This is a genomic window from Butyrivibrio sp. ob235 (assembly GCF_900109475.1).
GTDB lineage: Bacteria > Bacillota > Clostridia > Lachnospirales > Lachnospiraceae > Butyrivibrio.
Map to the genome: position 1 here is coordinate 101,764 of NZ_FOBE01000003.1, position 23,035 is coordinate 124,798.

20 protein-coding genes are annotated in these 23,035 nt (G+C 44.3%); all 20 read left to right on the forward strand.

Annotated elements, in window-relative coordinates:
* Positions 1–31 precede the first annotated feature (31 nt).
* Positions 32–907, forward strand: coding sequence for a dTDP-4-dehydrorhamnose reductase (gene rfbD / locus BMW61_RS04635; protein ID WP_026498317.1), 876 nt, complete (start codon positions 32–34; stop codon positions 905–907).
* A gap of 17 nt (positions 908–924) precedes the next feature.
* Entirely contained in the window at positions 925–2,721 is a 1,797-nt protein-coding gene (locus BMW61_RS04640; RefSeq protein WP_091820051.1) for an LIC_10190 family membrane protein, read from the forward strand.
* Between the two features lie 67 nt (positions 2,722–2,788).
* A complete protein-coding gene (locus BMW61_RS04645) occupies positions 2,789–3,730 on the forward strand; it encodes a GDP-L-fucose synthase family protein (RefSeq protein ID WP_334292847.1) in 942 nt (313 codons plus the stop codon).
* Positions 3,731–3,732: 2 nt separating this feature from the next.
* The gene (locus tag BMW61_RS04650) at positions 3,733–4,665 is read left to right on the forward strand and encodes a glycosyltransferase family 2 protein (RefSeq protein ID WP_091820054.1); all 933 of its coding nucleotides are present in this window, start codon (positions 3,733–3,735) and stop codon (positions 4,663–4,665) included.
* Positions 4,665–5,435 (forward strand): glycosyltransferase family 2 protein, encoded by a 771-nt coding sequence (locus BMW61_RS04655; RefSeq protein ID WP_091820056.1) that lies wholly within the window; start codon positions 4,665–4,667, stop codon positions 5,433–5,435. Before BMW61_RS04650 ends, BMW61_RS04655 begins: the two co-directional genes overlap by 1 nt.
* A 10-nt stretch (positions 5,436–5,445) precedes the next feature.
* Positions 5,446–6,855: an exopolysaccharide biosynthesis polyprenyl glycosylphosphotransferase gene (locus BMW61_RS04660; protein WP_022760313.1), complete on the forward strand. Its 1,410-nt coding sequence runs from the start codon at positions 5,446–5,448 to the stop codon at positions 6,853–6,855.
* Between the two features lie 106 nt (positions 6,856–6,961).
* Complete coding sequence (locus BMW61_RS04665) at positions 6,962–8,095, forward strand: YveK family protein (RefSeq protein ID WP_091820057.1); 1,134 nt, start codon at positions 6,962–6,964, stop codon at positions 8,093–8,095.
* A 1-nt stretch (position 8,096) separates the two neighbouring features.
* Complete coding sequence (locus BMW61_RS04670; protein WP_022760311.1) at positions 8,097–8,906, forward strand: glycosyltransferase family A protein; 810 nt, start codon at positions 8,097–8,099, stop codon at positions 8,904–8,906.
* Positions 8,846–10,066, forward strand: coding sequence for an EpsG family protein (locus tag BMW61_RS04675; protein ID WP_242876619.1), 1,221 nt, complete (start codon positions 8,846–8,848; stop codon positions 10,064–10,066). The genes BMW61_RS04670 and BMW61_RS04675 overlap by 61 nt, the downstream gene beginning before the upstream one ends.
* Before the next feature lies 1 nt (position 10,067).
* Positions 10,068–10,943: a glycosyltransferase gene (locus BMW61_RS04680; RefSeq protein ID WP_170832694.1), complete on the forward strand. Its 876-nt coding sequence runs from the start codon at positions 10,068–10,070 to the stop codon at positions 10,941–10,943.
* 11 nt (positions 10,944–10,954) lie between these two features.
* Positions 10,955–12,283: a glycosyltransferase family 4 protein gene (locus tag BMW61_RS04685; protein ID WP_091820062.1), complete on the forward strand. Its 1,329-nt coding sequence runs from the start codon at positions 10,955–10,957 to the stop codon at positions 12,281–12,283.
* 3 nt (positions 12,284–12,286) lie between these two features.
* Positions 12,287–13,513 carry a glycosyltransferase family 4 protein gene (locus BMW61_RS04690; protein WP_242876620.1) on the forward strand — a complete coding sequence of 409 codons (1,227 nt, stop codon included), beginning with the start codon at positions 12,287–12,289 and terminating at the stop codon, positions 13,511–13,513.
* Positions 13,514–13,593: 80 nt separating this feature from the next.
* Positions 13,594–14,724: a glycosyltransferase family 2 protein gene (locus tag BMW61_RS04695; RefSeq protein WP_242876621.1), complete on the forward strand. Its 1,131-nt coding sequence runs from the start codon at positions 13,594–13,596 to the stop codon at positions 14,722–14,724.
* Complete coding sequence (locus BMW61_RS04700; protein ID WP_091820064.1) at positions 14,724–16,424, forward strand: glycosyltransferase family protein; 1,701 nt, start codon at positions 14,724–14,726, stop codon at positions 16,422–16,424. Before BMW61_RS04695 ends, BMW61_RS04700 begins: the two co-directional genes overlap by 1 nt.
* A 63-nt stretch (positions 16,425–16,487) precedes the next feature.
* Positions 16,488–17,489, forward strand: coding sequence for a UDP-N-acetylglucosamine 4,6-dehydratase (inverting) (pseB, locus tag BMW61_RS04705; protein WP_022760304.1), 1,002 nt, complete (start codon positions 16,488–16,490; stop codon positions 17,487–17,489).
* 14 nt (positions 17,490–17,503) lie between these two features.
* A complete protein-coding gene (gene pseC / locus BMW61_RS04710; protein WP_091820066.1) occupies positions 17,504–18,712 on the forward strand; it encodes a UDP-4-amino-4,6-dideoxy-N-acetyl-beta-L-altrosamine transaminase in 1,209 nt (402 codons plus the stop codon).
* Positions 18,709–19,413: a pseudaminic acid cytidylyltransferase gene (gene pseF, locus BMW61_RS04715; RefSeq protein ID WP_022760302.1), complete on the forward strand. Its 705-nt coding sequence runs from the start codon at positions 18,709–18,711 to the stop codon at positions 19,411–19,413. Before pseC ends, pseF begins: the two co-directional genes overlap by 4 nt.
* A gap of 125 nt (positions 19,414–19,538) precedes the next feature.
* Entirely contained in the window at positions 19,539–20,576 is a 1,038-nt protein-coding gene (pseI, locus tag BMW61_RS04720) for a pseudaminic acid synthase (RefSeq protein ID WP_091820067.1), read from the forward strand.
* Positions 20,569–21,744: a PseG/SpsG family protein gene (locus tag BMW61_RS04725; RefSeq protein ID WP_091820069.1), complete on the forward strand. Its 1,176-nt coding sequence runs from the start codon at positions 20,569–20,571 to the stop codon at positions 21,742–21,744. The genes pseI and BMW61_RS04725 overlap by 8 nt, the downstream gene beginning before the upstream one ends.
* A gap of 5 nt (positions 21,745–21,749) precedes the next feature.
* A complete protein-coding gene (locus BMW61_RS04730) occupies positions 21,750–22,982 on the forward strand; it encodes an ATP-grasp domain-containing protein (RefSeq protein WP_091820070.1) in 1,233 nt (410 codons plus the stop codon).
* The last annotated feature ends 53 nt before the right edge of the window (positions 22,983–23,035 follow it).

Genomic DNA, 23,035 nt, shown 5'->3' on the forward strand with positions numbered 1-23,035 from the left:
AAACTCATATTAGAGAAGGAAGGATATCGTAATGAAAAAAATAATTGTTACAGGATGTAACGGTCAGCTTGGAAGAGCAGTTAATCTCGAGCTCGGCAAAACAGGTGAATATGAACTTGTTAATACTGATGTTTTTGAGGGAGATGGTATAACTCCTCTTGATATTACAAATGTTGATGCTGTTACAAAGCTTGCTAGACAGGTTAAGCCTTATGCGATAATCAACTGTGCTGCATATACAGCGGTAGATGCACAGGAGAGCGATGTGGACCTTGCTTATAAGATCAACGCAATCGGACCCAGAAATCTTTCAATAGCAGCTACCGAAACAGATGCAAAGCTTGTTCATATCTCAACTGACTATGTATTTGCCGGAGACGGAAACAGACCCTATACAGAGTTCGATAAGACAGGACCGGTCAGCAAATATGGTATAACTAAGCTGGCTGGTGAGCAGTTTGTTGAAAAGTTTGCTAAAAGATACTTTACGATACGTACAGCATGGCTTTACGGTGATGGTAAAAACTTTGTAAAGACAATGCTCGGTCTTTCAGAGAAGCTTGACGAAGTAAGTGTTGTATGCGATCAGCTCGGTACACCTACAAGTACCTATGAGCTTGCAAAAGCAATTCATTTCCTTCTTGAGACAGAAAATTACGGCCTTTTCCACGGAACCTGCGAAGGAGATACAAACTGGGCTGATTTTACAGAGGAGATTTTCAGACTTGCAGGCAAGAGTACAAAAGTAAATCATGTCACAAGTGCCGAATATTCCGCTAAAAATCCCCAGGCAGCACCGAGACCGGCCTATTCAATACTTGAGAACTACATGTTTAAACTCACTTCAGATTTCATGTTTGCGGACTGGCATGAAGCAATAGAGAGATATTTAAAGGATATTCTTTGATAAGGATAACTCATTAGATGCTAGCGGTAATACTTAATTGGCTCTATGTGTTAATAACTACATATATAATCGGCTTTGCCACTTTGCGTGGGATATCATCAATCGGTTGCATGTCCACTGCGAAGGGGCAAAAAAAGCTCTCCTACAGCTATAAATACAGGGAGAGTATACTTATAGCCGGAATTCTGATGGTAAACCTGCTTGCTGAATTTTTCAGCATCATAGGCAGGGTTTCTCTCGCTGCCAATATCCTTCTGATCTTTATATGTCTTATTTTATTTGCCCAGTACAGGGAGGAAATAGCAGAGAGTCTGACAGAAGGAATCCGGGAGATAAAAGAATCCGGAAGCTTCTGGCTTTATGTGCTGATTTTTCTTTTGATGGCCTATGGAACTTCCCATGGGCTTATGCATTATGATACGGATCTTTATCATGCCCAGGCAATCAGATGGATTGAGGAGTATGGTATGGTCAAGGGGCTTGGCAACTTGCATTTAAGGCTTGGCTATAACAGCGCGTCCTTTGCATTATCAGCCCTGTACAGTGGTGCTTTCTTAGGGAAATCCCTGCATGCAATGGCAGGATATTTTGCACTTCTTCTGGCGTGGCAGTGCGCAGATCTTAAGAGCATAGCAAGAAGAGGACACATCGTATTATCTGATTTTGTGAGGGTAATTGCTATTTATTACCTTTTCACAATCTTTGATGAGATTGTTTCACCGGCGTCGGATTATTTCATGGCGACAATGGTATTCTATATAGTAATTCATTGGCTTGATCTGTATGCTATGCATGAGAGAGCTTTTTTGCCGCATGCGCTGCTTGCAATCTGTGCGGTCTGGGTGACTACCATCAAGCTGTCGGCGGCACCGCTTGTCTTGCTTGCGATTTACCCTATTGTAAGGATTATTAAAAAGCAGAAGAAAGCAGGGTTAAAGCCTATCTTATTATGCGTTTTGTTTTGCATTTTTATAGCACTTCCCTATTTTGTAAGGAATGTTGTTATGACGGGATGGCTGGTTTATCCTTTTACGGGAGTTGATTTGTTTAACTTCGCCTGGAAGGTTCCGGTTGAAACCGCCATAAGCGATGCCCATGAGATTGCTGCTTACGGGCGAGGCTTTACCGATGTGGCCATGTATAATGCCCCTTTTGGTCAGTGGTTTCCCGCATGGTTTTCTGCTCTGTCATTATTTAACAAAATGATGTTTGTGATGGATCTGGTATGCTTGCCGGTTTTCATAGGATGCGTCATTTATTATGCTATTTCGAAAATGACAGCTGCAAAAAAGGAGAAAAACGGTGTCGGCGGAAATGTGCAGAAGATATTTATGTTGAGTCAGAGAAAAGCAGTGGCGCTTTCGGACTTTTTGTTTATTGAAGGAATTTCTTATGTTGCGCTGATATATTTTGTCTTTACCGCGCCTCTTGTGAGATACGGATGCGTTTATCTGTGGCTTCCGGTTACCATTCTTGCGGGACGGTTTGTCATTCTTTTTGATAACAGAGTGAATCCGCCACAGAAGAAATATATCTATAAAGCAGTAATAGCACTGTTTGCGGTTTTTATGTTCTATAAATGCGGAATGCTGATAAAAGATGATGTACCAAGATTCAGAGCTCAGTATCTTCTTTCGCAGCAGGATTACAATAAGTATGAAGTAGGACAGAAAGTTATCGGAAATGCTGTGATTTATTATCCTCTGGAAGGCGACAGGACAGGATACGATGCCTTTCCTTCGACACCTGCTCCCGATGGTTTTGTACTTGAGGGAAACGATATTACGGATGGCTTTTTACCGGCAGGGCGTTAAAATGGAAAAAAACTCTATATTATAGTAAAATAGAGTGTTGTAGTTTGAATTTTAGGAGAAACACATGATGGAAAAAAATGCGAAGATTTATGTTGCGGGCCATCGCGGAATGGTTGGCTCTGCAATTGTAAGAGAACTTGAGAAACAGGGTTATACAAATATCATAACCCGTACACATAAAGAGCTTGATCTTACAAGACAGGATGCGGTTGAGGAGTTTTTTGAAAAGGAAAAGCCGGAGTACGTTTTCCTTGCAGCTGCTAAGGTTGGCGGAATCGAAGCTAACCAGAGTGCACTTGCGGATTTCATGTATGACAATATGATCCTTGAGATGAATGTTATAAATTCAGCCTGGAGAAATGGCTGTAAGAAGCTGGAGTTCCTCGGATCATCATGTATATATCCCAGGATGGCACCGCAGCCCATGAAGGAGAGCTGTCTTCTTACAAGTGAGCTTGAAAAGACAAACGAGGCATATGCCCTTGCCAAGATTTCAGGACTTAAATACTGCGAGTTCCTGAACAGGCAGTATGGAACAGATTATATCTCGGTAATGCCCACAAACCTTTACGGACCAAATGATAACTATCATCCGACTCATTCCCATGTTCTTCCTGCACTTATCAGAAGATTCCATGAGGCTAAGGAAGCCGGAGAAAAGAAGGTTGTATGCTGGGGTGACGGTTCACCTCTGCGTGAATTTTTGTATGTTGACGATCTTGCTAACCTTTGCGTATTCCTTATGAATAATTACAGTGGCAACGAGACTGTAAATGCCGGAACAGGTAAGGAGCTCACAATAAAAGAGCTGGCGGAGATGGTTGCCAGAGTTGTGGGCTACGAGGGAGAAATCGAGTGGGATACCACAAAGCCCAACGGTACTCCCAGAAAGCTTCTCGATGTATCCAAGGCTGCTTCACTCGGCTGGACCTACAAGACAGAGCTTGAAGACGGCATAAGACTTGCATATGATGACTTTTTGAACAACCCCATGAGGGCGGAGAGATAATAATGAAGCTTATAAGCATAATTGTACCCTGCTACAATGAAGAGGAAAATGTAAAGGATTTCTATGATGAACTCATGAAGACAGAGAGCTTCTTCAAGAATAATGACGTTTCGATGGAGATCATTTATGTGAATGACGGCTCTAAGGACAATACTGTAGCAGAGGTTAAAAAGCTTAGAGAGACAGATGAAAGAGTACATCTGATTAATTTCTCGAGGAACTTCGGAAAGGAAGCCGCAATATATGCGGGACTTCAGAAATCCAAGGGAGATTATGTCGTGATGCTTGACTGTGATCTTCAGGATCCGCCGGCTATGCTGCCCGAGATGTATGGCTACATAGTTAATGAGGGCTTCGATTCGGTTGCTACGAGAAGGGTTACCAGAAAAGGTGAACCGCCGATCAGATCCTTTTTTGCAAGAAGATTTTACAGTCTCATAAACAGAATGTCCAAGACGGAGATCGTGGACGGAGCCAGAGATTACAGATTGATGACCAGGCAGTTTGTGGATGCTATTCTCTCCATGGAGGAGTACAACCGTTTCTCGAAGGGACTTTTCGGATGGGTAGGCTTTTCCACAAAGTGGCTTGAATTTGAAAATATCGAGAGAAAAAAGGGCGAGACCAAGTGGTCTTTCTGGAAACTGTTTTTATATGCGCTTGACGGCATAGTTGCGTTCTCGACAGTACCGCTTGCTTTTGCATCGATTCTCGGAGTAGTGTTCTGTTTCCTTGCGATAATACTGATAATTGTGACGATCATCAGAAAGGCAGCTTTCGGAGATCCGACAAGCGGCTGGCCGTCTCTTGTGTGCATTATTTCACTGGTAAGCGGAGTTCAGCTTTTCTGCCTGGGAATAGTCGGGCAGTATCTGAGCAAGACTTATCTTGAGGTTAAGCACAGACCTATTTATATCATTAAGGAAGAACTCTGATGGGAAACGACCGCAGCCTTGAAAACCGCATAAGTATTGTGGTGCCGGTATATAATGCTGAAAGCTATATCTCGGAAACAATTGCCATGGTGGGGCAGCAGACCTATGAGAACTATGAACTTATACTGGTAGATGATGCTTCCTCTGACAATAGCGCGGCGCTCATAGAGAGTGCAGCAGTCGGTGATGACAGAATAAAGCTTATAAAAAAAGCTTCCAATGGAGGCGCGGCTTCCGCAAGAAATGCCGGAATAAGTGCCGCAACGGGACGTTATCTTGCGTTTCTTGATGCAGATGATATCTGGAAACCGGATAAGCTTGAGAAGGAGCTTTCATTTCTTAAGGAAAAGAAGGCGGCATTTGTTTTTACGTCATATGAATTTGGGGATGAAAATGCGAATCCCACTGGGAGAATTGTTCATGCTCCCGCTACACTGACTTTTAAGGAAGCGCTTTCGAGAACGGTTATTTTCACTACAACCGTGATGATAGATATGGATGTGCTTCATAAGGAAAAAATATTTATGCCTCAGATTGAAAGTGAGGATACGGCAACCTGGTGGACTATATTAAAAGGGGGAACGGTTGCTTATGGGCTGGATGAGGTTCTTGCGACCTACAGAAGACCTGCTAAATCACTTTCATCAAATAAATTTACAGCAATCAGAAGAATTTGGGGTCTATACAGAAAAATAGCCGGATTGTCTATTGCCGCCAGCCTGTACTATTTTATCGGGTGGGCTGTTCGAGCGACTGTTCGCCGGCTGTAAGGGTAATTGTATGAAACAGATTGAATCTATAAAAAGAGTATTTGTATTATGCCTGGGGCTTATAGGGCTTTTGATGCAGACTGTTGTCTATGGCTATTTCTGGATTAAAACCTATTACCCGCTGGTATCTGCGCCTAGAATAAGCGCGGACGGATATCAGCTGGGAGCCGGTCTTAAGCTGTATTTCCGCGGACATGTGCTTGTGATTGCAATCTATTTCGTTTTGATGCTGTTTTTCTCGAATACCTACGGGGGCCTGAAGATAGGATATCTGAAATCCATGGATATTTTCCTGTCTCAGATCTTTGCCCTTTTCATGGTTAATGTAATTTCTTATTTTCAGATATCACTTATGAGAAACTGGCTTGTGCCGGCGTTTCCGATGCTTGAAATACTGATTGTGCAGATGGTGATTTCATTTTTGTGGGCCGTCTGTACCAACTGGTTATACAGGGCTATTTTCCCGGCAAGGCAAATGCTTCTTGTGAGCGGTGAATACCCTGTGGATGATATCCTTCGAAAATTCAATTCCAGACAGGATAAATATAATATTGTAAAGTGCATGAATATCAGCGAAGGCCTCATGAATATAGAAAGGGAGTGCCTTGAGCGATATGATGCCGTTGTAATCTGGGATATTCCCACCAAGGACAGAAATAAACTGCTTAAGTTTTTGTACTCAAATTCTATAAGGGTTTATATGATGCCTAAGATTACTGATGTGCTGGTTAAGGGATCGACACAGATGCATCTGTTCGATACACCTGTACTGCTTCTTAGAGAGTACTACTTAAAGGTAGAGCAGCGTGCCATCAAGAGACTGGTGGATATCATCTGCTCGCTTATCCTGATAATCCTCACATCGCCTATCATGCTGATAACAGCTATAGTTATAAAGCTTTATGATCACGGCCCTGTGCTGTATAAACAGATTCGCTGCACAATAAACCAAAAAGAATTCAAGATCATGAAGTTCAGGAGTATGAGAGTCGATGCCGAAAAAGATGGTGTTGCAAGGCTTGCGACCAAGAATGATTCAAGAATAACTCCTATCGGTAAATTTATCAGAGCCTGCAGAATTGATGAACTTCCACAGCTCTTCAACATCTTAAAGGGCGAGATGTCCTTCATAGGACCGCGTCCCGAGAGACCTGAGATAATTGAGCAGTACATGGAGACTATGCCGGAATTTGCCTTCAGAATGAAGGTAAAGGCAGGACTTGCGGGCTACGCTCAGGTGTATGGCAAGTACAATACGACACCTTATGATAAATTAAAGCTCGATCTCGCTTACATAGAAAATTACTCAGTATGGCTTGATTTCAAGCTCATGCTGCTTACTCTTAAGATACTGTTTACTCCCGATGCAACCGAGGGAGTGGAGGAGACACAAACAACCGCACTTAAGAAACCGGAATAACTTGCCTTCCCCTTGGGGGAAGAACACTTATAAAGCCTTCCCCCTTTGGGGGAAGGTGGCGCGAAGCGCCGGATGAGGGGAAAGCAAATCGCCGGATGAGGGAACCATGGCCGCAAAACGAGAAAACTACGACAACGAAATACTAAACCTTCGAGCATTCTACCTTACTCTTCTTCGTAAGATCTGGATACTCCCACTTTTTGCCGTAATCGGTGCGGTTGTAGCCGGAATCATATATTTTCTCGCAAATGTGGTATATGCACCTGCAAGGAACTATGTGACAGAGTCAACTCTTTATCTGTACTTTGCCTACGATGAAAACAAGGGTAGCGAGGTGGATGCCTACAATGCCTACACCTGGAATATTCTGGTAAAGGATGAGGATACCGATCTTCCCATCAAAACAGAAGATAACATTCTGGATATGACAATGGAGAACCTAGAGAAGGCAGGCTATCATGAGGTACCGGGAGTTTCAAGGCAGGTTGTTAAGGATTCCTTAAATGCAGATATCCCCTCAGATGTGAGAGTGATGATTCTTACTGTATCCAATCCTGACAAGGAACTTTCGGGAGCGATTGCTGCTGCAGCGGGTGAGGCTCTTGTAAAATACGGTGATCTGAACGACGCCTTTACACAGATTAAGCTAATCGGAAGAACAGAAACCAAAATGGAACTGATTCCTGACAGAATGGGAGTGGCTGTAATTCTCGGTGCTCTGATCGGCTTTATTATCGCTACTCTGGGGCTCTTGATCATAAGATCCATGGATGATACCGTATATGTTCCCGAGGACGCCGAGAGGAGATATTCCCTTCCGGTTCTGGGTGTTCTAAGTTCAAAGGGACAGGAAGAGCCTTCGTTTTTCAGAAATGAGCTGCTGCTGGTATTTAAGGATAAGTTTAAAGCGAATAATAAGATTGCACTCATAAGTGCGGACGATAAAGATGGAATAGATAATGCAAAGCGAGCAGCAGAGAGGCTGACCGAGGTCATAGGAAACGGACTTGCGGGAGAGATGCCCTCTGTAAATGCCATGCCTCTTCCCGGGAATGATAACGAATCGCGTGAAAAGCTGTCAGACGTGGACGGTGTAATTATTCCCGTAAAAATGGGAGAACATAACGGTGCTATGACAGAGCATCTTATTTCACTTCTAAATAAGCTCGGATGCAAAATATACGGTATTGTTGTTGTTGATGCCGATATGAAGTTTTTGAGCAGATACCTGGGACTTTGATATGTCGAGAATACAATTGCTTGTGGCTGCCGTGCAGCAGGATACGGAAGAGCTTCCGTCAAAAATGAATATTCAGTCGGATGCGGTAATTGTGAATCAGTGCGACAGGGATCTTACTGAGGAAAATGATTATACCGACAGACTGGGTAAATCTCATGTGATAAAGACGATTAACAAGGCTGAGAGAGGTGTTGGGCTTTCACGAAATCTTGCTCTCAAAAATGCGGATCACGAGCTTTTGCAGTTTATTGATGAGGATATTGTTCTGGATGATGGTTATACAGCCCTCATGGAGAACGAGTTTGATTCTCACCCCGAAGCGGATATGCTTTTGTTTAATGTAAAGGCGGTGGAGGGGAGACAGACCTATCACAACACAGACTTTGCAAGGGTTACCTGGAAAAATTACGGAAGATATCCTGCCTACGCCATAGCGGCAAGAACAGCTGCCCTTAAAGGGATTAATGTAAAATTTTCCGTTTTGTTCGGAGGCGGAGCAAAGTACAGCAACGGTGAGGATTCTTTGTTCCTTCACGATTGTCTGAAAAAGGGATTAAAGATTTACAGGACGGGTGTTTCAATCGGACATGAGGAGTCCGACAGACCATCAACCTGGTTTACGGGATTTAATGATAAGTTTTTCTTTGACAGAGGAGTGCTCTATCACTTTTTATACGGAGCGCTTGCGGGAGCTATGAGCCTTCGCTTTTTACTTGTGCACAGAGATGAGATGTGCAGGGAAAAATCTGTATGGCAGTGCTACAGACTTATGAAGAAGGGCATCAGACAGGGAAGACTGGAGCGGTTATGATAGTTTATATGTCACTTACGCTTGTGACTCTGGCGATCGCATTTCTGATAAAAAGCGGAGATGTAAGGCCTGCAGTCATAGGTAGCGGTCAGTATAATTACATATATCGCGGAATCAGCAGAAAGCAAGTGAGAAATGTAATCGGACTTTTCTCACTATTTGTGCTTTTAACAGGTGTGTCTGCAATAAGGCTGAACGTCGGAAATGACTACAGTAACTATGTGGAATTCATGCACAGGACCTTCAGTAATGCCTACGTTCCGACGGAGCCCGGGTTTAATTACCTCACGAAGTTTGTCTATACGCTGTCGGGATTTGAAAACTATGTGGCCGTGTTTGCAATTTTTGCCGCAGCGACGGTTTTCTTTTTCCTTTCTGCGCTGTACAGACAGTCTGAGGATTTTTTTCTGAGCTTTATCATGTTTATGTTGCTCGGATATTATTTCCAGTCCTTAAGTACGGTCAGATATTATCTGGCGCTGGCTGTGGCGCTGTATTCGATTCGTTTTTGTCTAAACGGAGACTGGCCGAGATTTATTATTCTGATTCTGTGCGGGGCACTTTTCCACAAGTCGCTGATAGTAGTGCTGGTGCTTTATCCGCTGGCATCGATGAAGTGGAAGAGATGGATGTATATAGTGCTTTCGGCACTTTGCTTTTCCTGCATTTTTCTTAAGGATGTATATCTGGTGGTGGCGACGAAGCTGTATCCTTCTTACGAGGGAACAGAATATTTATCCGGCGGAACCAGTGCTATAGGTATAGCAAGATGCGTGGCAGTGCTGTTTTTAGCTGTATTTGTGCTTGGGAAGAATATCGTAAGTGATAAGAAAATGAGCTTCTATTTTTATTCGAATCTAGGTGCATTGCTGCTGTATGTATTCTGTTCTTTTTTGCCCACGGTTTCGAGGATTACCTATTACTTTATGGTGACACAGATATTATACGTGCCGGCGCTGCTAAAAATGCTTATGGCAGATCCTGATTACAAACGATATAAGGCGGGGCAGATACTTAAGGTTCTTACGGTAATTGGATGCGTCCTTTATTTTATAATGTATATGAGAGGGGCAGCAAATGATGGAGTAAGAATTCTTCCCTATGAGACTATCTTTTTCCATGAACTGCCCGCAACGCTTTCAGAGCGAGGATTTGGTTGATATGAAAAAATCATTTTTTACGATAATTGTAGTTTCATATAATGCAGGCGAGGACCTGTTAAAGACTCTTAAGAGCATAAAAATGCAGACCTTCAAGGACGTCTCCATTGTCATTAAGGATGGCGGCTCCACTGACGGATCTTATGAGAAGGCCAGGGAGTTCCTTTCGGATGATGAAAAGTGCGGAAGAGCTCTTTTTATAAAGGGGAAGGATCACGGCATTTACGATGCCATGAATATTGCGGTCAGTGCTGTTAAGGAGGAAGCAGGAAATAAGGCGAAGGATACAGAGCCGGGCTTTATCTATTTCCTTAATTGCGGCGATATTTTTTCAAACAGCAAGGTGCTTCAAAAGGTTCACAGTAAGATAAAGCTTGATGAGAAGAATTCAGGTACAATTGTTCCTTCAATTTACTACGGTGATATATATGAGATGAAAACCTCACAGAGGGTTTCTTCGGTGCCAAAGATCAATGATTTTGCCTGCTACAGAAATGTTCCGTCGCATCAGGCATGCTTCTACGATGAGAGACTTATGTACAGATATGCCTTCGATACTGTTTGGAAGGTGAGGGCTGACTACGAGCATTTCCTTCGCTGCATTTATGTTGAGAAGGCGCTGGCTATTTATATGAATCTGCTTATTGCAGATTACGAGGGAGGCGGCTTTTCCGAGACAAGAGAGAACAGGAAGGTTTCGGAGACGGAGAGGCAGCAGATAATTCATCTCTACCTTCCGAAGAAGCAGATACAGAAATTTGATCTTATAAGAAAACTGACACTGGCTCCGCTGAGGACGAAAATTGCGGAAAACCCGAAAACGGCAGGAGCTTATAACAAGGTGAAGAGTTTGGTATATAAGCTTAAAAGGCATTAAATGAGGAAAATATGAAAGTTTTATGGGTGTGTAACATCATGCTCCCTGCTTTTGCAAAGGCGAAAGGACTTGCTTGGTCGGACCGTGAGGGATGGCTCTCAGGTGCCTACGATAAGATCCTTATGGGTAAGGAAAATTGCAACATCACACTGGGTGTGGCATTTCCCGCAGAGGATATGGGCAGGGATGCTGTGAAAATTGAAAATGTGAGCTTTTATGGCTTTTCCGAAAACCTTAATGCGCCTGAGATATATGATGAGAAGCTGGAGGACAGGTTTAAGGAGATATATGAGAGCTTTCAGCCTGATCTTATCCATGTGTTCGGGACGGAGTTCCCGCACAGCCTTGCTGCGATCAGAGCTTTTGGCAAGCCTGAGAGGACGCTTCTTGGGATACAGGGGCTTTGCAGTGAGATAGAAAAGGTGTATATGGCGAACCTTCCCGAGAGTGTCTGCAATGATATGACTTTCCGCGATAAATACAAAAATGATTCGCTTTTGCAGCAAAAGGAGAAGTTTGCAAAGCGCGCGGAAAACGAGATAGAAGCCATTAAACTCACCGGACATATCACGGGGAGAACCGGTTTTGATAAAGAGACAACTTCGAAAATAAATCCCACTGCAAAATATCACAAGATGAATGAAACGATGCGTCCCACTTTCTATAAGGATGCTTGGAGAGCTGTAAATACGGTTCCGCACAGTATCTTTCTGTCACAGGGAGATTATCCCTTGAAGGGATTTCATTTTGTGTTGGAAGCGGTTCCTGAGATACTTAAGGAGTTTCCTGATACTAAGATATATGTTGCGGGAAACAGTGTCATCGGCAAGATACGAAGGAAGACAGTTACTATTCCCGACGAGCAGAAGAATTCCTCGGGAAAGAGCAAGTATCCCATGGCTATCAGAATTTCAGCCTATGGTAAATACTTAAAGAGACTTATAAGAAGAGGCAGACTCGGTGGTAAGGTTGTGATGCTGGGCAAGCTCTCTGCAGAGCAGATGAAGGAGCAGCTTCTTAAGTGCAACCTGTTTATTTGTCCTTCGATTCTGGAAAACTCGCCCAATTCCATGGCAGAGGCCATGCTTCTCGGAGTGCCCGTGGTTGCTGCCGATACCGGCGGAATCCCGGATATGCTCGAGAAAAATGTGGACGGACTTTTGTTTGAAGCAGGAAATCCGGAAGACCTGGCAAAATGTATCAGGCAGATGTTCCGAGAGCCTGTTATTGCAGCTGTGTACGGCGATAACGCCCGCAAGCACGCGATGATAACCCACGATCCCGCCGCCAACTTCAAGCGGCTCGTGGAGATATATAAAGAAATAAGTAGTATAGAGTAGGGTATGGTTGGAATAAAAATAGCCTTTATCTCAAACTTCATAAACCACCACCAGATTCCCCTTTGTGATGAGATGTACTCCCGCATAGGCGATGGTTTCTCTTTCATAGAGACACAGCCCATGGAGGAGGGACGACGAAACCTGGGGTGGAATTCTGATACGGACAGCATCCCTTATGTTCACAGAATATACGAGGATGAGGCCGCATGCGCAGTGCTTATAAAAAACTGCGATGTACTTATGCTTGGTTGGACCGGTCAAGACAAGGCGAGCCTTACGGAGAGACTTATAAAAGAAAGACTCGACTCCGGAAAACCAGTGATTCGCGTCAGTGAAAGAATCTACCGCGAGGGAAGATGGAAGGCAATTTCCCCAAGAGGTTTAAAAGCAAAATACGAGGAGCATATAAAATACAAGAATTCGCAGGTATATATGCTCTGCGCAGGAGCGTATGTCTCGGGAGACTTTAGCCTTATAGGTGCTTATCCCGGGAAGATGTATAAATGGGGATATTATCCTCCGCTCAGGCAATATACGGATGAAGAGCTTGACGAGATGCTTTATAAGGATGGCGATCAGCTTAGGATCTGCCTTGCATCAAGACTTATCAAGTTAAAGCATCCTGAATTTGCGATAACAGCTGCAGAAATACTGCGAGAAAAGGGACTGGATTTCCATATAGATGTGGTCGGAGACGGACCGCTTGCCATAGCCCTTTCGAAAGAAATACGGCAAAAAGAGCTTTTGACAAATATCACCCTGCACGGAGCTGTCAATCCCGACAAAGTGCGTGATATCATGGAAAAAAGCCATGTATTCATCTTTGGCAGCAATTATCTCGAGGGCTGGGGAGCAGTGGTAAATGAAGCGATGAACAGCGCCTGCGCGGTTATTGCATCCTCTGAAGCCGGAGCTGTGCCCTACCTCATAGAGGACGGCGTGAACGGACTTACCTTTGATAACTGCGATGAGAATGAACTTAGGAAAAAACTCACAGATTTCATAAATCTATCAACCGAAGAAAAACGTGCCCTTCAGAAAAATGCCTATAAAACGATCGAGACTACCTGGAATGCAAAATGCGCGGCAGAAAGACTCCTTTCATTTTGTAAGAGCATTACCGGCGGCACGAATTACAATATGCCTAAGGATGGCCCCATGAGCATCGCGAAGGTGCTTAAAGCGCCGGGCTTCATCCGAACCCTCAAGGAAGACAACCACTTAGAATAATCATAACCGCCTTCCCCCTGGGGGGCGCTCGACGTCCGGGGGACGTCGGTTCAGCGCGGACCGAAGCGGAGCGTAGACAGGTGTCAGCGAAGCTGACGGATGAGGGGACAGGAGAATACAATTTGTTTACAAAGAAAATCACCATAATCATACCCGCATATAACATAGAAGACCTTATTGTCCGCTGCTTAGAGTCAGTCTGTGCCCAGACTTACCCCGATGAACTACTGGAGATCATAGTTGTGGATGACGGCTCTACCGATGATACCTACGCTCGTGTCCAGAATTACATTGACTCACATGGCTTTAATGCTGACGGAAAAGATAGTTCCACGCAGGATAGCAGTAACGCAGCAGCCGGAGAAAAACCACGCATCCTCCTGCTCCACCAGGATAACGGCGGCAGCAGTAAGGCGAGAAATTTGGGGCTCAGTGCGGCGACTGGCGATTATATAGGTTTCGTCGATGCGGATGACTATGTGGACCCGCATATGTATGAGACCTTGATGAAAGCCATAATCAAAAACAGCACTGAAAAGGAACCTGTTCTGATGGCTCAGATTTCAAGGGATGAGATTGCAGAGGATGGTACAAGACTTCCGGATGTCTGCATCCCGCCTGTTACGGAAAACACTGTGACCGGTGCTGAGCATATGAGGACACTTCTTATGCATACAGGTGACGCCTCATTTTGTACCAAGCTGACAAGCAGGAAGCTTTTTCAGGGAGAGTGCAAAGGCTTCCCGGAGGGTGAGCTTAACGAGGACTTTTATCTCATGATACACATGCTGAAAAGAGTGAAGAAGCTCGTCATTCTTCCGCAGCAGTATTATCATGTTTTTTACAGAAGCGGAAGTAACTCAAGAAAGAAAGCTGATCAGAAGGATTACTTCCCGCCGGTATTTACGGATATAGTAAGAAATTCGGATGTTGCAAGAAACCTTGTGAAAAAGAACTTCCCTGAACTTAAGGAAGAAGCTATGCGATTCTGCCTCATTCAGAGGCTTGATTATCTGCTGCACATACCGATCAGTAAGATGAATCGCCATAACCGTTTCTATAAAAAGAACGTGGTGGGCTTTTTGAGAAAGCATATAAGTAACATCTATAATAATGAGTATATGACTAAAAGGGATAAGACATATCTTACTCTTTTTGTAATAGCACCAAAAACAATCAGGGTTGTGCACGCTAAAATTCGAGGACTTTGATGAAAATAATCGCAAAAAAATACAACTTACTTTTACTGGTTATCCTGGTTTTGCAGATAGCTACTATCTGCTTTTTTGGCGTACAAAAAGAGGGATTTCATCAGGATGAGTATTATTCATATTTTTCTACAAACAGAAGCTTGGGGTTCTACTATCCTGACAGGGAATGGGTGGATACAGATACTCTTCGGGATGAGTTTGTAGTGAAAAAGGGCGAGGGATTTAATTACGGACTCGTTCATCTTGTGCAGTCCTGGGATGTCCATCCTCCGCTTTTTTATGATATGCTTCATACGGTTTGTTCACTGACACCGGAGGTCTTTTCAAAGTGGCAGGGGCTTATCGTCAATATAATTGCGTTCATAATAAGTTTCTTTCTGTTAAACAGTCTTGCGAAAAGTGTGGGCATGAGCAAGGGATTAAGGCTTATCCTTATGTTTGCTTACGGTTTTAATCCCATGACGATATCCTGTGTTATGTTTATAAGGATGTATATGTGGCTCACGGTTTTCGTGCTCGCTTCGGCGCTGTGTCACATGAGACTGATAAATCTTATAAAAAAATATTACGATGGAAGCGAGATAACAGGATATACTCTCGCAAAGCCCTTTGACAAAAACTTTAAGAGTAAATTCGTAAGAAGAGTTTTGGACATTGCTGCCATAAGTTTCCTGGGATTTCTAACACAGTACTATTTCCTGATTTTCATGGTAATGATGGGGCTTGCGTTCGGAATATGGTTCCTGTTCCTTATGCCAAAGAACGGCGAGTTTATCCGGCAGGCTGCATCTATGGCAAAGCGGTTAATATACATTCTGGTATATGGTATCGGCTGCGCGTTTGCTCTTGGCTGCGCCGTTCTTGTATATCCGGCGTCACTTTCACATATCTTCAGGGGGTATAGGGGACAGGAGGCCCAGGCTGCCTTTGCAGATGGCTCCAATATCATAGAGCGATTCGGATTTTTTATTGGTCTTGCGAATGATTACCTTATGTCGGGTATGGTATGGCTTATTATCGTGATGATAGTAATTGCTCTGATAGGACTGTTCTTTTTCTTTAGAATAAAACGAGAGAAAGACAAACTACATATCGCAAATATCCGAAGCCTTTTTGCGGCCTCGGCGGGTTATTTTTTTGTGGTTGCCAAAACCGCGCTTCTTCTTGGCGATACTTCAAACCGTTATGAGATGCCGATTTATCCGATAATACTTTTACTTGCGGTCTATTTCACAAGAATCGGACTGAGAGTCATAGTGGGAGCCAGAAAAATAAAAGAAATAGCGATACCGGTTTTGGGTACCTTTTTAATATTTGCGGTTATAACAGCAAAGGGACTGTTCATCGACCGGAATGTGCTTTTCCTATATCCGGAGGACAAGGATAGAATCGAATTCTCAGAGGATATGAAGACGCAGGATGCAAGGGCGGTGGTTATATATAACAGTGCTACTCCCGATAACATCTGGAGACTTGCGGATGAGCTGCTCGTGTATGACAAGCTCTACTATATAGATGCGGATAATACAGAGGATATAACAGACAGCGAAATTGCGAACGCGGATATACTTGCAATATATGCTGCGGATCATGAAAACAGGGATGAGATACTGAATTCTTTGATGAAATGTAATCCGATTTTGTCATGGAGCGGTCAAATATCACAGAAGGATATGTGGACCGTATATGAGATGCAATAATTTGTAGGAATTCCTTGATTATAGTATAATCTATTAGAATTATGCTTTGAAAAGAGGTAAAAAATGAAATTAGATGATAAAACCATACTTGTAACAGGAGGAACCGGTTCTTTTGGACATTGCTTTACCGAGTATCTTCTCGAGAACTATAATCCCAAGAAGATTATTGTGTATTCACGTGACGAGTATAAGCAATATACCATGGCCAATGAGAAGGTGTATAAAGAGCACGCTGATCAGATGAGATTTTTCATCGGTGATGTAAGGGATGGTGCCCGTATGGAGCGCGCTATGGAGGGCGTTGATTATGTAATCCATGCCGCTGCTCTTAAGCAGGTGCCTGCCTGCGAGTATAATCCGGACGAGGCTATAAAGACCAATGTTAACGGTGCGCAGAACGTAATTAATGCAGCTCTTAATACAGGCGTTAAACGTGTAGTTGCGCTCAGTACAGATAAAGCTGTTAACCCTGTGAATCTCTATGGTGCAACCAAGATGGTTTCAGATAAACTGTTTATCGCAGCTAATGCTTATGCCGGAAATAAGGACATAAATTTCTCGATTGTAAGATATGGTAATGTTGCGGGAAGCCGCGGTTCAATCATTCCGCTTTTCAAGAACCTTATTGAGAAGGGTGAAAAAGAGCTTCCTATAACCGATTACAGAATGACAAGATTCTGGATAAGCCTTCCCGAGGGCGTTGAGCTCGTACTTAAGGCTCTTAACGAGGCAAAGGGTGGAGAGACCTTCATCAGCAAGATTCCTTCCTTCAAGGTTACGGATCTGGCAGAGGCTATGTGCCCCGGAATTGCAACAAAAGAGATCGGAATCCGTCCGGGTGAGAAGCTTGATGAGATCATGGTAACAGTGGAGGATGCGCCTTTTACCTACGAGTTTGATAAGCACTTTATAGTATATCCTCAGGTTACTTTCAATGACAGACAGACCCCTGATCCTGCAGGCAAGAAGGTTCCGGAAGGATTCTCCTACAGTTCAGGCAATAACACAGAGTGGATGAGTGTCGAAGATATCAAGGCAAGACTTCACGAGGCAGTAGACCACTAAAATCGGAGCATAAAATGAATAATGATAAAAACGGAATCCCTGCAATTTGCGGGGGTTCGCCCGTTAGGGACAAAAAATTATACTATTCGCATCAGGATATAAATGATAAGGATATCGCAGCGGTTGTTGAGGTATTAAAAAGTGACTATCTCACAACAGGTCCTGCCATTACTGAGATGGAGAGGAAGCTTTGCGAGATAACAGGAGCAAAGTACGCGGTCGCTATAAGCAATGATACTGCAGCACTTCATATCGCATGTCTCGCTGCCGGAGTCGGTGAGGGTGATGAGGTTATAACAACTCCCATTACCTTTGCGGCCAGTGCCAACTGTGCGTTTTACTGCGGTGGCAGACCGGTTTTTGCTGATATCGATCCGGAGACCTATCAGATAGATCCCGCAGATGTTGAAAGGAAGATCACCGATAAGACCAAGGCAGTTATTCCTGTGGATTACACCGGCCAGACAGCTGATCTTCAGGCAATAAGGGATATCTGCGACAAGCATGGTCTTGTAATGATCGAGGATGCTGCGCATTCAATCGGTACAAAATATAACGGAGTTCATGTGGGAACACTGGCTGATATGACAACCTTCAGTTTTCATGCTGTGAAGACCATAACAGGCGGTGAGGGTGGCGCGATAGTCACAAATGATGAGGAGTTATATAAAAAGCTGATGCTTCTTCGTACCCATGGAATCACAAGGGATGAATCCCTTATGGAGCATGAGAGCGACGGACCGTGGTATTATGAGCAGCTTCTGCTTGCACCGAATTACAGACTTACCGATATTCAGGCAGCGCTTATATGCAGTCAGCTCGACAGACTTCCCGAATTTGTGGAGAGAAGGAAGGCCATCAGGAAGAAGTATGATGAAGCTTTTTCCAAAATACCGGAGTTGTTCGTGCAGAAGGAGGATAAGAACTCCGATTCCTGCAGACATTTATACATCTTAAGGATAGTTCCCGAGAAGCTGAAAATTGGAAGGAAAGAGTTCTTCGATGCTCTCGGAGCAGAAAATATCATCTGCAACGTACATTACATCCCGACCTACTATTTCCCTTATTATGAGAAGATGGGATATAAAAAGGGTCTTTGCCCCAATGCAGAGAAGCTCTATGATGAGATGATTACGATACCGCTGTATGCAGCCATGACTGATGAGGATGCGGAGAATGTTATAGCAGCGGTGACTAAGATTGTGGAGTATTACAAAAAATGAGCGCAATTGCAATAATAACTGCTCGTGGTGGCAGCAAACGCATACCACGTAAAAACATAAAAGAGTTCTGCGGTAAACCGATAATAAATTATTCCATAGAGGCGGCGCTTGCTTCCGGAATTTTCGACGAAGTCATGGTATCCACTGATGATGAGGAGATTGCTGAGATTGCAAAAAAAGCCGGAGCGAAGGTCCCGTTCTTTAGATCAGCAGAGACTTCAAACGATACCGCAACAACCGCAGATGTTCTTCTCGAAGTCCTTGACGAATATGAGAAGAGGGGACAGAGTTTTGAGTACGGATGCTGCATCTATCCCACAGCACCCTTTGTAACTGCAAGGAAATTAAAGGAAGCAATGGACGAGCTTGTAAAGTCGGGAGCGGAGTCAATTGTTCCTATGCAGGAATTTTCCTATCCTCCTCAGAGAGGTCTTTTCATAGATGATAAGGGACTTGTGAAGATGCTTCATCCGGAGTATGCGACCACCAGAAGCCAGGACCTTCAGAAACAGTACCACGAGTGCGGACAGTTCTACATTTTCAGAAACGATGCCTTCAGAATTCAGAAGGATACAACCATGGAGAAATCCATACCCTACATCATAGATCCGGTGGAATCACAGGATATTGATAACGAGAGCGACTGGTTACTTGCGGAGCTGAAGTACCGCTTCCTTACAGAGCAGGGGATACTGAAATAATATGCCTTCCCCTTGGGAGAAGAAAAAATATAAGCCTTCCCCTTGGGGGGAAGAAAAAATATAAGCCTTCCCCTTGGGGGGAAGGTGTCAGCGAAGCTGACGGATGAGGGGAAAAGAGGACTCATATGAAACTACAAGAATGTTTAAACAAAAATCGCGCCTATATAATCGCAGAGATGAGCGCCAACCACGGCGGCTCTCTTGATAATGCCCTGCAGATCGTTGAAGCGGCTGCAAAGGCCGGCGCAGACTGTCTGAAAACACAGACCTATACAGCGGACACCATCACCATAGACTGTGATGCCGAGGCTTTCAAGATTCACGGCGGATTATGGGACGGCTACAATCTTCACGACCTTTATAAGGAAGCCTACACTCCCTGGGAGTGGATGGAGCCCATAAAGAAAAAGTGCGAGGAGTGCGGGGTTGATTTTCTTTCCACACCCTTTGATACAACATCAGTAGATTATCTTGAAAACATAGGCGAAGAATTCTACAAGATCGCATCCTTCGAGCTGGTGGATATCCCGCTTATAAAGTATATCGCGAGAACCGGAAAGCCCATAATCATGTCAACCGGAATGGGCTCCGAGGAGGAGATAAGAGAGGCTGTTGAAGCTATCAGATCCGAGGGTAATGACAACATTATTCTGCTTAAGTGCTGTAGTGTGTATCCCACAGTATCTTCAGATCTTAATCTCAGAACCATACCTGATATGAGAGCAAAGTTCGGGGTGCCGATAGGACTCTCGGACCATTCTATGGGCGGGACCGCAGCGATAGCAGCAGCGGCGCTCGGGGCTGTGGTCATTGAGAAGCACTTCTGCCTTGACAGAAAAATTCCTTCCGCGGATTCCGCTTTTTCCATGGAGCCCCAGGAATTCGCCGAAATGGTAAAGGGTGTTCACGATGCGGAGCTGGCTCTCGGACAGATTTTCTACGGACCGACAGAGGCTGAGGCGGGAGAGTACACCAACCGCAGATCACTTTTCATAGTAGAGGATGTTGAAGAGGGCGAGGTCCTTACGGATAAAAATGTGCGAAGCATTAGATCTTACAACATTCAGGGCATGAAGCCCAAGTATTATGAAGAGGTTCTTGGGAAAAAGGCAAAACAAAAGCTGACACGCGGAACACCGCTGGATTGGAGTTGTATTGAATAAGATTGCAATTCGCGTAGATGCAAATGAAATAGTGGCGACAGGGCATATCATGCGCTGCAGGACAATAGCACACAGTCTCCTGCAGCTGGAATGCTTTGTCGTTTTTGTGTCTGCGGATGATAATATTGTGCCCTACATAAAGGACGAATTTGAATATCAGATTCTTGAAACGAATTGGCGAAATATGGAGCAGGAAATAATAACCCTTCTTGATTTTTTGCATGAGGAGGGGATTAATCGCATGCTTGTAGACAGCTATTATGCAACGCCCGAGTATATAAGGATGCTGGAATCCAATGGCATCAGGACCATGTACATAGATGACATGCAAAAGGAAAAATACCCCGCTTCGGTTCTCCTTAATTACAGCCCTGGAGCACCGGGACTTGGTTACGAGGAGTTTTACGAGGGCGAAGCTCCAAAGCTTCTTTTGGGGACCAAGTATATTCCCATCCGTGAACAGTTTGTGAGACAGAGTAGGAAAAGCGAAGGCACGGGGATAACCGGTGACTCCCAAAGATACGGAACCGATGGTGAGATCCTGCAAAACATTGACCTTGTCGCAAGTGAAAATGCGCAGGCTTTCGAAGGCGCTCACAGAACCTACGGATACAATAAGGGAGAGATAAAAAATATTTTCCTGACCACCGGAGGCGCAGATACCATGGGGCTTTCCGAGGTTATTGTCTCAGCGATTCTTAGAGATAAAGAGCTCGGCTTTTTAGGAAGCAGGGATAAAAAGATTCATCTTCTCGCGGGAAGATTTTACCGTGTGACGGAGAAGATTCAGCAGTTTATAGAGGACGGATATGTTGTCCTTCATCAGAATGTATCGAATGTTGCGGATATCATGAGTTCCTGCGATGTGGCGATCACACCTGCCGGGACCACGCTGTACGAATTATGTGCGGTGGGTGTTCTATCCGTGAGCTATGTGTTTGCGGAAAACCAGGAACCTGATGCGCTGTTTTTTGCTAACGAGGGCTACATACCTTATGCGGGTGACTTCAGAGACGATGCCAATGAGACGCTGACAGCCATACTCAGATATCTTGAGGAAGTGTTATCTATGGACACTTCACAGCGCCTTGAAATATCAGGAAAGCTGAAAAAGCTTATAGACGGACAGGGTGCTGACAGAATTGCGGAAGTACTAACGGAGATGTGACTACGATGAAAAAGATTTTTATACTTGGAGCGAGTGCACTTCAGGTGCCTGCCATAAAAAAAGCAAAGGAAAAGGGACTGTATGTCTATGCTCTGGATTATGATCCGGAGGCAGTCGGAATAAAGGATGCCGATGAGTTTTTGTGCATAAGCACAATTGATAAGGAAGCTGTGCTTGAAGCCGCAAAGAAGTATGAACCTGACTATATTATCACTTCTACCAGTGACATGCCGGTAAGGACCGTGTCCTGGGTGAATGAGCAGCTAGGCAGGAAAAATGATATCTCTTACGAAAATGCCATCTGCGCAACGGATAAGGCAGCCATGAGAAGACGCATGAAGGAAAAGGGTGTGCCGATTCCGGAGTTTCATGTGGTTTCCGATGAAGAAGCATTCCTTGAGGCCGCTAAGAAGCTCGGCGAGAGATTTGTCTGCAAGCCTGCGGATAATGCAGCCAGCAGAGGCGTGGTACTTGTAGATAAGAATAGTACAGCAGAGGATGAGCTTTTAAATATCTTTGCCTACACAAAGGAATACTCACGAAGCGGAGAGGTCCTTTTGGAGGAATTCATGGAGGGGCCTGAAGTCAGTGTGGAGTCCTTCACAGTTGATGGGAAGACACATATTATCACCATAACGGATAAGATGGTCACAGAGATGCCCTTCTTCGTAGAAACCGGACATACCGAACCCTCGAGACTGTCTGATGAAGTACAGGAGGATATCAGGAATGTAGCAAGGGCAGCGATTGAGGCTGTCGGAATAGAGAACGGTCCTTCCCACACAGAGATCAAGGTAACGAAGGACGGAGCAAAGCTTGTTGAGATAGCAGCGCGCCTTGGCGGTGATTTTATCACATCTAAGCTGGTGCCGCTCTCCACGGGAGTTGATCTTATTGACTGCTGTCTGTCCTCTACACTTGGGGAAGAGGTAAAGTGGCAGAGTACCAAGAATGCCGGCTCAGCCATAAGATTTTTATTTGCGAAAGAGGCTGTCAGTGAATCCGGAGAAACCGGTGATGCGGCTAAGACCATTTTGTCGGTTACAGGCGTGGAAGAAGCCAAAAAGATGCCCGGTGTTACGGAAGTTGTCATCTATAAAAAGCCCGGAGATGAGGCCACCATGTTAAAGAGCAGCGGTGACAGATGGGGGCATGTGATAGCAGAGGGTGACAGCGCTGAGGATGCCGCAAAAAAAGCGGAAGAAGCGGTATTTTTAATTCGTTTTTTAACGAATTGACAGGAGTTTGTGGTATCATAATACTATAGCTGTTAACTGACTTTTTTGTTGTA

Coding starts and splice junctions, on each gene's coding strand:
- rfbD (WP_026498317.1), top strand. CDS start 32: ATGAAAAAAATAATTGTTACAGGATGTAACGGTCAGCTTGGAAGAGCA.
- BMW61_RS04640 (WP_091820051.1), top strand. CDS start 925: ATGCTAGCGGTAATACTTAATTGGCTCTATGTGTTAATAACTACATAT.
- BMW61_RS04645 (WP_334292847.1), top strand. CDS start 2,789: ATGGAAAAAAATGCGAAGATTTATGTTGCGGGCCATCGCGGAATGGTT.
- BMW61_RS04650 (WP_091820054.1), top strand. CDS start 3,733: ATGAAGCTTATAAGCATAATTGTACCCTGCTACAATGAAGAGGAAAAT.
- BMW61_RS04655 (WP_091820056.1), top strand. CDS start 4,665: ATGGGAAACGACCGCAGCCTTGAAAACCGCATAAGTATTGTGGTGCCG.
- BMW61_RS04660 (WP_022760313.1), top strand. CDS start 5,446: ATGAAACAGATTGAATCTATAAAAAGAGTATTTGTATTATGCCTGGGG.
- BMW61_RS04665 (WP_091820057.1), top strand. CDS start 6,962: ATGGCCGCAAAACGAGAAAACTACGACAACGAAATACTAAACCTTCGA.
- BMW61_RS04670 (WP_022760311.1), top strand. CDS start 8,097: ATGTCGAGAATACAATTGCTTGTGGCTGCCGTGCAGCAGGATACGGAA.
- BMW61_RS04675 (WP_242876619.1), top strand. CDS start 8,846: ATGGCAGTGCTACAGACTTATGAAGAAGGGCATCAGACAGGGAAGACT.
- BMW61_RS04680 (WP_170832694.1), top strand. CDS start 10,068: ATGAAAAAATCATTTTTTACGATAATTGTAGTTTCATATAATGCAGGC.
- BMW61_RS04685 (WP_091820062.1), top strand. CDS start 10,955: ATGAAAGTTTTATGGGTGTGTAACATCATGCTCCCTGCTTTTGCAAAG.
- BMW61_RS04690 (WP_242876620.1), top strand. CDS start 12,287: ATGGTTGGAATAAAAATAGCCTTTATCTCAAACTTCATAAACCACCAC.
- BMW61_RS04700 (WP_091820064.1), top strand. CDS start 14,724: ATGAAAATAATCGCAAAAAAATACAACTTACTTTTACTGGTTATCCTG.
- pseB (WP_022760304.1), top strand. CDS start 16,488: ATGAAATTAGATGATAAAACCATACTTGTAACAGGAGGAACCGGTTCT.
- pseC (WP_091820066.1), top strand. CDS start 17,504: ATGAATAATGATAAAAACGGAATCCCTGCAATTTGCGGGGGTTCGCCC.
- pseF (WP_022760302.1), top strand. CDS start 18,709: ATGAGCGCAATTGCAATAATAACTGCTCGTGGTGGCAGCAAACGCATA.
- pseI (WP_091820067.1), top strand. CDS start 19,539: ATGAAACTACAAGAATGTTTAAACAAAAATCGCGCCTATATAATCGCA.
- BMW61_RS04730 (WP_091820070.1), top strand. CDS start 21,750: ATGAAAAAGATTTTTATACTTGGAGCGAGTGCACTTCAGGTGCCTGCC.